The following is a 13,925-nucleotide window of genomic DNA, read 5'->3' as shown; positions in this document are numbered from 1 at the left end:
TGAGAACACTGCTGATCACGCTCATCCTCATGCTCCATATCGCCATTACCTATGGCGCTAGTGGCAGCTGGTATTACTTATGAGCACACCGAGGACGTGCTCTCTGCTGTTCTGCTCACGCTCTTCAATAGCGTGGTGCAGGCCTTTGTGCTGGGTTTCTTCTTTATGATCTCCGGCTACTTCACCCCCGGATCCTTTTCCCGAAAGGGGGCGAGAATATATCTGAAGGACCGATTCATCCGGTTAGGCATCCCGCTCGTGATCTATTTCTTCGTAATCAATCCGCTTATCGCGTATGCGCTCTATGTCAGGTCGATGGGGTACTCGGTATCCTTCCTGGATTATTTCGGATCTGGTCCGCTCTGGTTTCTGCAGACCTTACTGATCTTTTGCTGCGGGTATACCCTGTGGAAGTTGTTCGTCCCGGGACGACCGCGTGAAGTGAAGCAACCGCCGAAGAGCAGGGAGCTCGTCCTCTTCGTTCTTATGCTCTCACTGGCTAAGTTTCTTGTACGAATCTGGTGGCCGATTGGCGCGAGCTTCTCCAACCTGCAATTTGGCTTCTTCCACGGCTATATCAGTCTGTTCATCGTTGGCATCATCGCCTATAACAACAAAAGGTTTGATACGTTCAGTGATTCAGTTGGCATGCGATGGCTGAAACTCGCAGTAGCTGCTATTCTGCTCTTCCCTGTAATTGGTGTTATGGGCGGCGCGCTTGAGGATACAGCGCCGTTTATTGGTGGAGTGCATTGGCAATCGCTGTTCTATTCCACCTGGGAAGCTTTTGTGGGCACTGGCCTTATCACCGGTATCTTTGTCAGTTTGCGTCGAAAGTATAACACACATACGTCGTTTACAAAGAACCTATCGGATAATGCATACACGGTATTCATCATTCATGCCCCGGTCATTGTCGCTGTATCATACGCCATTCGTGGCCTGCTGATCTTTCCGCTGCTGAAATTCGCGCTGGTGTCGTTCCTGGGGGTGAGCCTCTGCTTCTTGCTCAGCCATTTCGTCGTACGTAGAATCCCCTATGCCGACAGGGTCCTGTAACTGAGGGGCTAAAGTTCCTACCCCTCTGGTTTTAAACAGGCAGGAGCTTAGAGTACAGTAAACGTGATGGTGAGGACATGGTAAATAATAACGGCACCACTACGGAATTCTCCCAATATCTTAAAATCGTCGTTAAGGGCTTCTTCGCGCTCCTGATCATCATCGCCATTATCTTTATCCTGGCGGGTCGGCTCAGCTACTGGCAGGGCTGGGTATTCAGCATCGTGACGGTGCTGCTCGTGACGGCTCAACTCCTCGTGTTCGCTGGAAAAACCGAGCTCGCCCGGGAACGGTTCAAACCCGGGCCCGGCACGAAATGGTGGGACAAGCTCCTCCTGGCGCTCTACGGCCCGCTCTTCTTCGCCATCGTTATTATCGCCTGCCTGGACGCCGGACGATTTCGGTGGTCACCTGAATTGCCTCTGGCTGTTTATATAACGAGCTATCTCGGGTACGGCTATTCGATTTATCTCTATTCCTGGGCGATGTGGGTGAACCAGTGGTTCTCCAGCACGGTCCGTATCCAGACTGATCGAGACCAGCAAGTGGTACAGGATGGCCCCTATCGGTACGTTCGGCATCCGGGCTACGTCGCCGGTATTCTTATGGCACTGAGTACCGCCGTGGCGCTGGGCTCACTCTGGGCACTGGTTCCCGCTGCACTCGTCGTCCTGTTGCTCATTATCCGCACCGCCCTGGAAGACCGTACGCTTCAAAACGAGCTGCCGGGCTATGCTGAGTATGCTCATACCGTACGATACCGGCTAATACCAGGACTCTGGTAGCTGTAACGAGGAAACCATTCATGCAATGCAACCTGAAAAAGTACAGCTGACGTATAAAGGGTCTAAAGTGCAGATCGCCTATTCGCTTCGCCGCACTCAAGGAGTGGCAGTGGTATTCCTCCACGGTCTCGGCTGCTCGAAGCGCGACTTTCAGGCGGCCTTCGAATACCCGGCGTTGACTGAATACACGCTCCTCACCTTCGATTTACCCGGCTGTGGCGATTCACCCTACCCGGAAACCCTAGCACTGGACATTGACGACCTGGTCGAGATCACGCACCTGGTGCTCTCCGCGCTGCAGGTAAAAGAAATCATACTCGTCGGCCACAGTATGGGTGGGCTCGTCGCGCTCCTTTACACAGAACGCTTTCGTAACAACGTACGGGGCTTCATCAACGTCGAGGGTAACCTATCTGCCGAAGATTGCTTCTTCTCGCGGCGCGTCGCGCAATCCGACTTCTCCGGGTTCACCCGCACCGTATTCACGGAACTCAAGGACCGCATGAAGCACGCGGAGAACAGCGGCTTTCGGGAGTACGCGGCGGACCTGGAAAAAGCCGATAAAAAGGCGTACTATGACTACAGCCCCTCGCTCGTCGAGTATTCAGATACCGGTGAGCTCCTGGATCGGTACTGCGCACTGGATGTCCCGAAGCTCTTTATCTACGGCGCTGAGAATCGGTCGCTATCCTACCTGCCCCGGTTGACTGAACGCGGCTGCGCGCTCGGGGAGATCCCCGCAAGCAATCACTTCCCGTTTCACGATAACCCCACGGCCTTTTACCATGCCATTGTATCATTTCTTAATGCCGGCCTCGACACGGTGTAAGTAAGTAAGCCCTGGATTCCGGGATACGAAAAAGGCGGTCGCGCGGCCGGAAAAGCACTATTTAACCACGTCCTGCGATTATATATGGATGGGTGGTGAGAGAGGGGAGTTCGCGGTGTCACACGATAAGAGCTGGTATCAGCAGACGGTCGAGCAGGTTTTTGAGCAACTAGCAGCGAATCCCGAGGGGCTTACAGCCGCTGAGGCGCAGGCACGGCTCCAGCAGTACGGGTATAACGAATTGCCCATCAAGAAACGCAGCTCGTTCACCAAGTTCATTTTGCAGTTCCACAACTCGCTTATCTACGTACTGCTCGCTGCTGCGCTCACCACCACCTTCCTCGATATGCTGATGGACACCGTGGTCATCCTTGCAGTCGTCTTCGCCAATACGATCATCGGCTTCATTCAGGAGAAGAAAGCAGATGCAGCCGCTGAGGCGCTCAGGAAGTTGATGTCGCTCGAATGCAGGGTGATCCGCGGCCGCAGGGAAATGCGCATTCCTGCACGCGAGTTGGTGCCGGGCGATATCGTGCTGCTCGAGGAGGGAGATAAAGTCCCCGCGGATCTCCGGCTCTTCCGCTCCAAAAACCTCTATGCAGACGAAGCGACGCTCACCGGCGAGTCCGTTCCCGTCTCGAAAACCACCGAACCCATCGCCCGGCCAGGTCTACCACCCGCGGATCAGCGCTGCATGGCCTTCAGCAGCACGTTCATCACCCGCGGCTCGGGACGGGGGATTGTCGTGGGTACCGGTAAGGATGCTGAGATCGGTCGTATCGCGGAATTGACACAGGAGACCGAAGAGTTGGCCACGCCACTCACCCGCAAGATGGCGCACTTCACCCGCTTGCTGGTCATCACCATCCTCACCATTGCCGCGCTCAACTTCATACTGGCCGTCATCTTCGGGTTCCCGCCCGTCTATTCCTTCCTCGCCTCCGTATCGCTCGCGGTCGCCGCCATTCCCGAGGGTTTACCCGCTATTCTCACGATCACGCTGGCCTTCGGCGCTATGACCATGGCACGCCGGCACGCGCTCGTCAAGAACCTGCCCGCAGCCGAGACACTCGGCGTTACCACCGTCATATGCTCTGATAAGACCGGCACACTCACCCGGAACCAGATGACGGTCTCCCGCATCTACGCCGGGGGAGGGCGGTTCAGCGTAACGGGTAGTGGCTACGAGCCTAAAGGCGAGTTCTTGTGCGAAGATTGTACCATTGAGCCCAAAAAAGGGCATGATGAGTTACGCGAAACCCTGAAAGCAGGCTACCTCTGCAATAATGCCGGGCTCGAGTATGACCGCGAAACCAAGCGGTACAGTATCATCGGCGATCCCACCGAAGGCGCCCTGGTCGTCTCAGCGCGGAAAGCTGGACTCGCCACGGAGCGTGCGAAACTGGACGAGATACCCTTCTCATCCGAGCAGCAGTACATGGCCACCTTGCAGGAAGGCACTGACGGTAACCACATCTACGTCAAAGGCGCGCCAGAACGGATCCTCGCCATGTGCGAGAATCAACTGATCGAGGATAGGGAGCGGCCGCTGCGTCGTGATGAAATAGCGCGTGCGGCTGAGGAGTTCGCCGGCAACGCCTTGCGCGTTCTGGGCATGGCGTATAAACGCGTGCCGCGAGAGAAGAAGGTGCTCGAGCCTCAGGACGTGACGGGACTGACCTTCCTCGGACTTCAGGGGATGAGTGATCCACCTCGGGATGAGGTCATCGATGCCGTGGCCGCATGCAAACGCGCGGGCATTCGCGTCGTTATGATCACCGGTGACCATGCGCAGACCGCGAAAGCGATTGCGCAGCAGATCGGCATCGCCACCGAATCAGATCGCGTCTTGACCGGTGCAGAGCTCGAGCGAATAAGCGATGATGAGCTCTTCGAGCTCGTGGGTTCCGTCTCCATCTATGCCAGGGCCGCGCCCGAGCACAAGTTCCGGATCACCCGGCAGTTGCAGCTGCTTGGCCATATCACCGCCGTCACCGGCGATGGCGTCAACGATGCGCCCGCGCTCAAAGCTGCGGACATCGGGATCGCCATGGGTATCAGCGGTACTGAAGTGAGCAAGGGCGCGGCCGACATCATTCTCACCGACGATAACTTCGCCAGCATCGTGGCCGCCGTCGAAGAGGGCCGATACGTTTACGACAACATCCGGAAGGTTATTCTGTACTTGCTGCCCACCAATGGCGGCCAGGCACTCCTGATCCTGGGCGCCATTCTGCTTGCGCCATTCATTGCCATCTTCAATCCGCACCTCGGCGGGGGTCTCCCGATCGCGCCCGTTCAGATCCTCTGGATCAATCTCCTCGCTGCCATCGCGCTCGCGCTCCCGATAATCAAGGAGCCAAAGGAGAAAGGATTGCTCCTCCGGCCACCACGCGACCCCAAAGAGCGGATCACCGATCCACCGTTCCTTCGGAAAGTCGGGGTCGTCTCGCTCTTCACGACCCTTACCGGTTTCTTCATGTACTTCTTTGCGATCAATAGCTGGGTCGGCGACCCTGAGGTGCTGATGAAGGCTCAGACCGCAGTCTTCACCACCGTCATGATCGTCCATATCTGCTATCTCTTTACCGCTCGCTCGATCTCGGAATCCGCGTTCTCCTTCAGCCCCGTCTCCAACAAGTGGGTGCTCATCGGCGTCGCACTCACGCTCTTTCTACAGTTCACGGTCATTTATGCACCACCTGTCATCGGCATCAACCCTCTGGGCACCGCACCGCTGCCCGCTGAATACTGGCTCACTATGTTCGCGATCGCGCTCCCCATCTTCTTTATCATCGAGCTCGAGAAGTACCTGACAAAGCGGTTTGGAAAAACGCGTGTATAGCGCACTGTGCGACGCGTAAGAGCCTGAAAAGTGGCCGTTGTGCAGGACGAATAACCTTCAGGACTCTTAATATCTGCGGCGCCTAAAGCTTTTACTACGTTTGAACGATGCGACGGGTAATCTGGTGGCTGATCGTGGGTACGAAAGGCGGGGTGAATCGTGCACGGATACTACGCGCCTTGAATGAACGACCGTACAACGCCAATCAGCTCTCAGAAATACTGGATCTGGATTACAAAACGGTGCGCCACCATCTCAAGGTCCTGCTGGAGAACAAAGTGATCACCGAAGCAGGAGGCGGCTATGGCACGGCATATTTCCTGTCCGAAGGCATGGAGAGCGAGTATGAGGTCTTTAAAGAGTATCTGGACAAGGTATGGAACAAATTTAAGAGCAGGGGCGAGAAGGAGTAAGAGGTGAAGGGAAGAGGATGCCACCACAACCGGTGCCACACCTGTGGCTCATGTATCTCCAGGCGCTCATCGCGCTGGGCAACGTGCTCCTCCTGCTCGCGTTGCTGTTCATCTACGCGAGGAACTACGAGCAGATCAAATCGAAGTTCGCGCTCGGCTTGATCGCCTTTGTCGTCCTGCTCATCGTGCAGGCCTTCACCACCAATCCCTTCCTGCCCGCCGTGCGGGGCTTCCGCCATATTCACGCTATGGGCCTGCTCACCATCGTGCCTGATCTCTTCGAATTCGTGGCACTGGCGGTACTGCTGTACATCAGCCTCAAGCCCGACTGACTGACTAACTTACAGGCCGGGCAACACGACTTTCTGGCTGAATTTGGGCCACAATCGGGTGGAATTTGGGAAAGAACAAATGCTTATGTCTAGTTATTTGGATCTAATAACCGTGGCAACACATCGTGAAACGAAAAAATAGGAGGTGCAACGCACGAAGATGAAACGAAAACTGATCGCAGGTATTCTGGCGCTGGCACTCATCGCAACAGCCTTCGCCATGGTCTCCGCACAGATTACAAACGAGGATACCGCATTACGGGAAAAAGGCGGATGGTTCGGCGGTCACTGTGGACTGGGGCAGTTGACAGACGAGGAGCGGCAAGGGATGCACCAGCAGATGGAGCAGTTCCGGCTGCAGCTGGCTGAGCAGTACGGCGTCACCCTGACGGACGAAGAAAGACAGGAGATGCAGAACCGACTCCGGGAGAAGCAACAGGAGCAACGACAGGAACTGCAGCAGTTCCAGCAGGAACTCGCCCAGCAGTACGGCATCGCCCTGACAGACGAGGAGCGACAGGAACTGCAGCAGAAAATGCAACAGTTCCGGCTCGAACTGGCTGAGCAGTACGGTATCGACTTGCCGGACGAGGGGAGACCGGGGTTCCCGAGACACTGCGGTGCCAACCTGACGGATGAAGAGCGCGAAGCAATACAGCAGCAGATACAGGAATTCCACCAGGAACTGTTCGAGCAGTACGGTATCTCATGTCCAGCAGGGCCCCAATTCGCGGGTGACGGTGGCCACGGTCCGCGCGGACCTGTGGGCCGACAGATGCTGGGATTCCAACGCGGACCGGGATTCGGTGAATGCCCGTTCAACTCTCCAGAGCTGGAGGGCCCGTTCAACTCTCCAGATCTGGAGGAATAGGTGAACAGAGACAGTATAGTATAGTCGCCATAAGGGAGAAAAGGAGTATGGTGCGTGGGTTCTCCTCTGCTCGCTCCCACGCACCCTTTTTTCCGCTTTTACGTGACGTGGTATTAGCACGACGACGATGATGAGAACCAGGGGATGGAGGAGTGTTTTAAGTATGCTGCGGGTAATAGATACGTGCAGACCGAGGGGGGAACAATGTCACCAATGCCTATGCCGCCGCCAGAGACAGTGATTATCGATTTTCATGCGCTGATTACGCTCGGGAACGTCATACTGTTACTGTGTCTGCTCGCCCTTTATATCAAGAACTACGAGCAGATCAAATCGAAGTTCGCGCTCGGCTTGATCGGCTTCGTTATTCTCCTGCTGGTGCAAGCGGTCACCTCGCACCCGTTTATCCATCTGGTGTGGGGTTTTCACCGCCTCAATGCCCTGGGCTTGCTCAAGATCGTGTCCCAATGGTTCGAATTTGCGGCACTAGCTATTCTGCTCTATATCAGCCTGAAACCCGACTAGCTGCGCTCTGAAACGTGCTTACTAACGCTTACTAAACAGTTGCAAACGAATTTGTGAACGATTTGGGTGGAAATTGGTAAAAAAGAAGCGCTTATGATTAGCTTATTCTATACTGGTACTCGTGGAGACACACGAAATAAAAAGAAACGAATGGAGGTAATGGAACTAAATGGACCGTAAAAACGTAATCATTGCTGTACTCGCTATACTCTTGCTCGTCTCGACATCTGCCTCGTACAACGCTTACCGGCAGCAATACGCGACGGATGCGTATGGCGTTAGTGACGGTCTGAGCATGTAACGTTACGACGATCGGTGAAGCCGTGGCCTACATGATCGAGTGAAACGGAGGTTCCGCGAATTTGGTACAGATTTGGGTGGAAATTGGTAAAAAAGGAAGACTTATGTATAGTTTATTTCTAATCCCCCTCTGGGAAACAGCACCGAAGATAGCTGAAAAAAAAGAGCCGGGAAAAAAACGTGAAGCGAAGATGAAAGCGAACGCAGCAGCAACTGCTGAAAGAGCACCGATGGGAGCACCGCAGTTCACCACCTCGTGTCGAGGCGCTCATGGTCATCGCGGCGTGCGTGCAGCTCCGCTCGGAGGTGGGCTATGAGCACCCCGGGTACTGATGCGGTCATCCAGCTGGAAGCAGTCTGGAAAATCTATCAGATGGGTGACGTTCAGGTGCAGGCGCTCCGGGGCATTGATCTGACGATAGAGCGCGGCGAATTCCTCGCCATCGCCGGTGTCAGTGGCAGCGGCAAGAGCACGATGATGAACCTCATTGGCTGTCTGGATCTGCCGAGTAAGGGTACAATACGGCTGGACGGTGCTGATATCGCGCGGTTCCACGAGTCGCAATTGGCGCAGATACGTGGCAAGAAGATCGGATTCGTATTCCAGCAGTTCAACCTGATACCGACGTTAACCGCGCTCGAGAATGTGATGCTGCCCCTGGAATTCCAGGATGTCGACTCCGCAGAGGCACGGGAGACCGCGTTCGAGCTGCTCGAGCTGGTTGGATTGGGCGATCGCGTGCACCACCTGCCCGCTCAACTCTCAGGCGGGCAGCAGCAGCGTGTGGCCATCTCGCGTGCTCTGGCCGTTGATCCTGACATCATACTCGCCGACGAGCCTACCGGTAATCTGGACAGCAAGACCGGCGAATTCATCATGCATTTGTTGAGCGAGGTACACGGGAACGATAGTAAAACGATCATTCTGGTCACGCACGATTTCTACCTGGTTACGCGTGCGGAACGGGTGGTGTACCTCAAAGACGGACAAATCGAGCGCATCGAGCATAACCATACGAACAACTGAGGTGAGAACCATGCTGATTTGTGAAGATTGCGTTAATTACTTCCTGGGGTGTCCGGTGAGTAGCTATCCGATACGGTACGGGTTGTGTGAACTTTGTGGAAACAAAGCGCACTGCTACGATATGCAGATACAGAAAAACAAACCAAATGGGAGTGATAACCTGCATAACGCCGCTGATACTATAAGAGAAGCGATTCGGGTGCTGTATTATCCAGACCTAGATAAGAACGATGGGTTGAAATTAGCGGACTATACAATAAAGAAGGTATCTGGCAGAACACCCGAAGAATTAGCTGAATTAGTAATATAAAAGGAGGTAAAAGGTAAATGATAACGAAATTAGTATCTAGAAAAAACATGAAAAGGGTACTGGCTTTGTGTGGTATCGTGGCAATACTCGCGTCTCTCGTTGCTCCACTAAGCGCGGGCACTGATGCAAACGTTGTTATAACAAACGTCAAGCCTACAGAACTCCTGCCCGGCGAGACGAAAACGCTGACCGTTACCCTCAAGAACGGAGGTTCCTGCGATGCAAAGCACGTAACGCTTAATTTCGAGGAAAGTCAGTATATCTCGGTCGTTGGCTCGTCAAGCATCTATGCCGGCTCGATCTCCGGGTGGTGCTCCAGAGACGTGCCCGTCACCGTTCGTGTCGCGAAGGGCGCGCCAAGTGGGTCCCATGCCATTCCGGTCTCCTGCTCGTATAGTCAATCCTATAGCACGGGTGGGGAAACGGTTACTGAGGCCATGCCCGAAGTCGCCTACTCGCTCATGCTCACGGTAACGCAGGGCGCGATCATCCATATCGCTGACATCGCCCCGACCGAGCTGAAGCCCGGGGAGTTGACTGCGCTCCGGTTTACCGTCGCTAATATCGGTTCGTATCACCTGGAGAATATGGTCTTCTCATGGACCGAAGCAAACGGCGTCATACTGCCGGTTCATTCCGACAATACGAAGCACATCCGCTACATCGACGTCGGCGAATCCATCGTCGTCGAGTATCTGGTTGCCGTCGATGTGGGTGCCGATGCCGGCCTGTACCGGTTAGACCTGGCCCTGGAGTTCGAGGACGAGCGCGGTGGCTCGAGATCGATGAGCACGACCGCGGGCATCGTCATCGGCGGCAGTACCGATTTTGAGATCATCGTCTCCGAGAGTTCAAGTAGTCAGGTCTCGCTCTACGTTGCGAATACCGGTAATAATCCTGCGTATTCCGTGACCGTGAAAATCCTTGCGCAAGATCAGTTCACCGCCCAGGGTAGCGCCGCCTCGATCGTTGGCAACCTCGACAAGGGAGACTATACGATCGTCTCGTTCGCGGTAACGGCCGCAGGCCCGTCCGCGTTCGGGATCCCGGGCACCACAGAAGACAGCCAACTGGCAGAATTCCCGGGGGAAGACCGGGAGAGACTGAGAGCGGAGTTTTCGCCACGAAACAGCTCGACGAGCCCTAACCTGATGGTCGCTATCGAGTACACCGACACGACCGGCGTACGGCAAACACTCGAGAAGGCCGTGCCAGTTCAGCTCCGGGCGGCGAGTACCGATACGACTACTTCGGCTACAGGCACCGGCGGCAGGTACCCGCAAGGGCAGCACCAGAGCGCCGTGAACAGTACCACGGTTATCGGTGCACTCGCGCTCGTTGCGATCATCAGTGCCGGCGTGCTCTTTTTCCGGTATATAAAAAAAAAACGAAAAGCGAAGAACGCGGTCTTGATCAGATCTGCACGCGAGAATAACGAACGAGTGAAACGATGAAACCGAGCAAGTCACTCAAATTAGCGCTCAATATCATCGCCCACAGTAAGCTGCGTAGCTGGCTGACGATTCTCGGGATCGTCATCGGGATCGCGGCCGTCGTTGCCATCGTGTCCATCGGTGAGGGCATGCAGGCGAATGTCGAGAGTCACCTTGGCGGGCTCGGCGCGGACCTCATCACCATCTCTCCCGGCGGCGGGCGTGCTGCTGCGGGGTTCCGTGGCCCGCCGGGTGGTGGGCCGGGAGGCGGTGAAACCGCTGCTGCTACTGATGCCAAAGACCTGACGAAAAAAGACGTGCAGGTACTCCGGACTATTGACGGCATTGCCGCTATTCACGGCACCGTTTCCGGCTCCGGTGAGGTCTATTACCTCGGTGAAAAGACCACCATTTCGATCGAAGGCGTTGACCCGCTGGTCTGGAAAGAGATCACCACCGCTAAACTGGCATCGGGCCGATTACTCGGGGCCTCGGACTATAACGCCGTCATCCTTGGCAGCAGCATAGCCGTAGACACGTTCAAACAACCACTTACCGTAAACCGGGTACTCACTATCGAGGGCAAATCATTCAAGATCGTGGGCATCTTAGAAGAAAGTGGCGGTTTTGATGGGAATGACCGTACCATAATCATGCCCATTGACGCTGCACGAGACGTCCTGGACGACGTTAGCGATGCTGAATTTGATACGATTACCATCAAGGTCGCGAACACTGATGATGTCGAGCAGATCATGGAAGAAGCAAAGGAGAAGTTACGGATCTTCCGGCACCTTGCGGAAGGTAAAGAAGATTTCAGGATGACGTCCGCAAAAGCTATGCAGGCGACCATGAGTGATGTCACACAGACAATGAGCTTGTTCTTAGAGGCCATTGCCGCGGTTTCGTTGCTCGTCGGGTCCGTGGGTATCGCAAACACGATGTTCACGTCCGTGCTGGAGAAGACGAAGGAGATTGGGATCATGAAATCCATCGGTGCGAAGAACGGTGACATTATGATGATCTTCCTCTTAAATGCGGCAATAGTCGGCCTCATCGGGGGCGTCATAGGGATTTGCCTCGGTGCTGCTATTTCGTCATTACTGCCGATGCTCGGTATGCGGATGATGGGAATGGGTGGCGAACTGACCACGAAGATCACCCCGATGCTGCTGGTATACGCGATCCTCCTGGCCGTCGGCATTGGCGTAGCCGCAGGGGTGATTCCAGCCCATCGCGCCTCAAAGCTCAAGCCGGTGGATGCGCTGCGATACGAATGACTGTGTGAAGTACCGACCAGGAGTAAAGTTTACGTATCTCTCACACCAATCTAACTTCAGAGCTACGAGAGTGGTTGAGGACCGCTAGCCGGTAAGAGGACAAGATGAAAACGGCAGGAATACTGTACCTGGTTCTTTTGTTCACAGCCATAGCGACCCCGACCCCGGGTCTTGCCAGTGACGGGTTTTCCTTTGCCTTTAACGATACGGGAAGCTACTCCAGCCAGCTCATTCTTGATATCTATGTTGACGAGACCGGTAAAGCGCTCGTGATCGGTTATGTCAATGATCCTGAGAGTCTCCCGTTCCTCCAGACCGCGGACTATATCTATGAGATTGAGACACAGCAGCTCTACGCCATCACGCATGCGCTCACCGAGAAGTCAGGAGAGCGATGGATGCTCACCTTCACCACCACGGCTAACTATTCCACCTATCAGGCCGTCTTCTATCTGCCCCCCGCGATCAGTTTGGGTAGAATTACCTGCTCGGATCAGCTCGAATATCTCGTGTCAACCGCGAACGAGTCACTCGTGGTGGAATTCCACGGCTACGAAGTACAGGGACCAGGTGTGTGGATCGCGTACCAGCAGCCGCTGACCACGCCCTCCGAAGCGACGGGCGTCAACGCCTTCGATCCGGGCTATGTTATTCTCATCGTGCTGCTCGCCATCGTTTCCCTCATGCTGAGCGTCGGCTTCCTTATGGTGCGGTTGGGAAGCGAGCCCGGTCCGGTGGAAAAGCCACGCGTGAGGAGCATGAAAATAAAGCAAACGCCGGCGATGGCACGCACCATGGAGACGCTCACGGATCGCGAGCGCGCCATTGTAAACGCGTTGCTGAAGCATAACGGCGAGATGACGCAGTCTGATCTCAGACACGAGACGGAGATCCCGAAATCTTCGCTTAACAGTATCCTCCGCGCGCTTGAACGCGGACAGATCATCAAGAAGAATGCAGGCAGACGGAAGAACGTTATCGAACTCACTGAATGGTTCTTATCAGGAAATGGAGGTGAAAAAACGTAATAACCGGCTTTTGGGGACGACTCGAAGGGTGTGTTATTTAAAATAGTTCACTCAGAAGATACTAATAGAGGAAAGGAGAAAGTGAGAAGCGGAAAGCGGAAGCTACTCTATGCGGCCGTCGCAGTACTGCTCGTGCTCTCGCTCGGGCTCCTGGGCACGATCGGCGCGATACCGCTGCAGGCGCAGCATCTGAACGGAGCGACCAGTACGGTAGCAAATGTTCCACCGGATGCCGCACTCGAGGCGCCGATTGCCCTTTTTCACCAGGGAACCGGGTTCGCCCTGAACGAGTCGAGTGGTGAGTTCCATTTGCTCCGGGTCCAGATCGTGCAGGTGAGAAGCGTGCAGCCGGCTGAGGTGCGCGAGCTGCTCGAGTCTGAGAAGACCGTCACGGAGATAAAAGCAGAGCTCATGGCGCAGGAGAGCGAGCAGCTCTATAAGGGCTATCTGCGCATCGATAACCACAATTACCGACTCGAGAACATCAGCGTGAATGCAACGACGGGAACGGACGAGAACCAAACGATCATCGTGGCCTCAGTCAGGGCTCCTCCGCTAATTCCCGAGTCCAGTGAGACGACGAGGGTCGGCGAGCTGACTATGACCACAAAAGACTACGATGGCGGCCGAATCAGTAAGGGCAGGTTGATGATGCACGATCAGGTGTACGACAAGACGTACCAGGTGCTGCTTATCGTGCTGCAGCCACAATCGCAGCCCAGGAACGTACGGTAGGCGGGTGTAGTGAGCGGCACCGTCCCGACTGCCCGGACTCGTAATACGTACGAGCAGATGGCCCGCTCCTGTTCGGGTCTTCCAAAGCGCTGGTTTAACGACCGTTTCATCCAAAAACCAATTCCTTTATATAGCCGTGGCAAGTATGTCTCC

Annotated in this window: 14 protein-coding genes; all 14 read left to right on the top strand. The window is 55.1% G+C overall.

The features are described 5' to 3' along the window. Positions 1-51 precede the first annotated feature (51 nt). The 14 genes from ENN68_07745 to ENN68_07680 all read left to right on the top strand — a co-directional run bounded on the left by ENN68_07745 (position 52) and on the right by ENN68_07680 (position 13,772). Positions 52-1,059, top strand: coding sequence for a hypothetical protein (locus ENN68_07745; protein ID HDS45963.1), 1,008 nt, complete (start codon positions 52-54; stop codon positions 1,057-1,059). A 77-nt stretch (positions 1,060-1,136) separates the two neighbouring features. After that, positions 1,137-1,844, top strand: a complete 708-nt coding sequence (locus ENN68_07740; GenBank protein HDS45962.1) for an isoprenylcysteine carboxylmethyltransferase family protein — start codon at positions 1,137-1,139, stop codon at positions 1,842-1,844. A gap of 25 nt (positions 1,845-1,869) precedes the next feature. Next, positions 1,870-2,673: an alpha/beta hydrolase gene (locus tag ENN68_07735; GenBank protein ID HDS45961.1), complete on the top strand. Its 804-nt coding sequence runs from the start codon at positions 1,870-1,872 to the stop codon at positions 2,671-2,673. An 88-nt stretch (positions 2,674-2,761) separates the two neighbouring features. Continuing rightward, entirely contained in the window at positions 2,762-5,518 is a 2,757-nt protein-coding gene (locus ENN68_07730) for an HAD family hydrolase (GenBank protein HDS45960.1), read from the top strand. Positions 5,519-5,625: 107 nt separating this feature from the next. Then, entirely contained in the window at positions 5,626-5,931 is a 306-nt protein-coding gene (locus ENN68_07725) for an ArsR family transcriptional regulator (GenBank protein ID HDS45959.1), read from the top strand. A 17-nt stretch (positions 5,932-5,948) separates the two neighbouring features. Beyond that, entirely contained in the window at positions 5,949-6,263 is a 315-nt protein-coding gene (locus ENN68_07720) for a hypothetical protein (protein ID HDS45958.1), read from the top strand. A gap of 160 nt (positions 6,264-6,423) precedes the next feature. Then, positions 6,424-7,134 (top strand): hypothetical protein, encoded by a 711-nt coding sequence (locus ENN68_07715; GenBank protein HDS45957.1) that lies wholly within the window; start codon positions 6,424-6,426, stop codon positions 7,132-7,134. Between the two features lie 144 nt (positions 7,135-7,278). After that, complete coding sequence (locus ENN68_07710; protein ID HDS45956.1) at positions 7,279-7,659, top strand: hypothetical protein; 381 nt, start codon at positions 7,279-7,281, stop codon at positions 7,657-7,659. Positions 7,660-8,021: 362 nt separating this feature from the next. After that, on the top strand, positions 8,022-8,276 hold the full coding sequence (locus tag ENN68_07705; GenBank protein HDS45955.1) for a hypothetical protein: 255 nt from the start codon (positions 8,022-8,024) through the stop codon (positions 8,274-8,276). Next, on the top strand, positions 8,273-8,986 hold the full coding sequence (locus ENN68_07700) for an ABC transporter ATP-binding protein (protein ID HDS45954.1): 714 nt from the start codon (positions 8,273-8,275) through the stop codon (positions 8,984-8,986). The genes ENN68_07705 and ENN68_07700 overlap by 4 nt, the downstream gene beginning before the upstream one ends. 357 nt (positions 8,987-9,343) lie before the next feature. Further along, positions 9,344-10,750: a hypothetical protein gene (locus ENN68_07695; protein HDS45953.1), complete on the top strand. Its 1,407-nt coding sequence runs from the start codon at positions 9,344-9,346 to the stop codon at positions 10,748-10,750. After that, the gene (locus ENN68_07690) at positions 10,747-12,009 is read left to right on the top strand and encodes an ABC transporter permease (protein ID HDS45952.1); all 1,263 of its coding nucleotides are present in this window, start codon (positions 10,747-10,749) and stop codon (positions 12,007-12,009) included. The genes ENN68_07695 and ENN68_07690 overlap by 4 nt, the downstream gene beginning before the upstream one ends. 104 nt (positions 12,010-12,113) lie before the next feature. Next, entirely contained in the window at positions 12,114-13,037 is a 924-nt protein-coding gene (locus ENN68_07685; GenBank protein ID HDS45951.1) for a winged helix-turn-helix transcriptional regulator, read from the top strand. A gap of 81 nt (positions 13,038-13,118) precedes the next feature. After that, the gene (locus ENN68_07680) at positions 13,119-13,772 is read left to right on the top strand and encodes a hypothetical protein (protein HDS45950.1); all 654 of its coding nucleotides are present in this window, start codon (positions 13,119-13,121) and stop codon (positions 13,770-13,772) included. Positions 13,773-13,925 lie beyond the last annotated feature (153 nt).

The sequence above is a fragment of the Methanomicrobia archaeon genome, assembly GCA_011049045.1.
Classification (GTDB): Archaea; Halobacteriota; Syntropharchaeia; order Alkanophagales; family Methanospirareceae; genus JACGMN01.
Note: the sequence above shows the minus strand (reverse complement) of the source record. Positions and strands in the feature narration are given on the sequence as shown.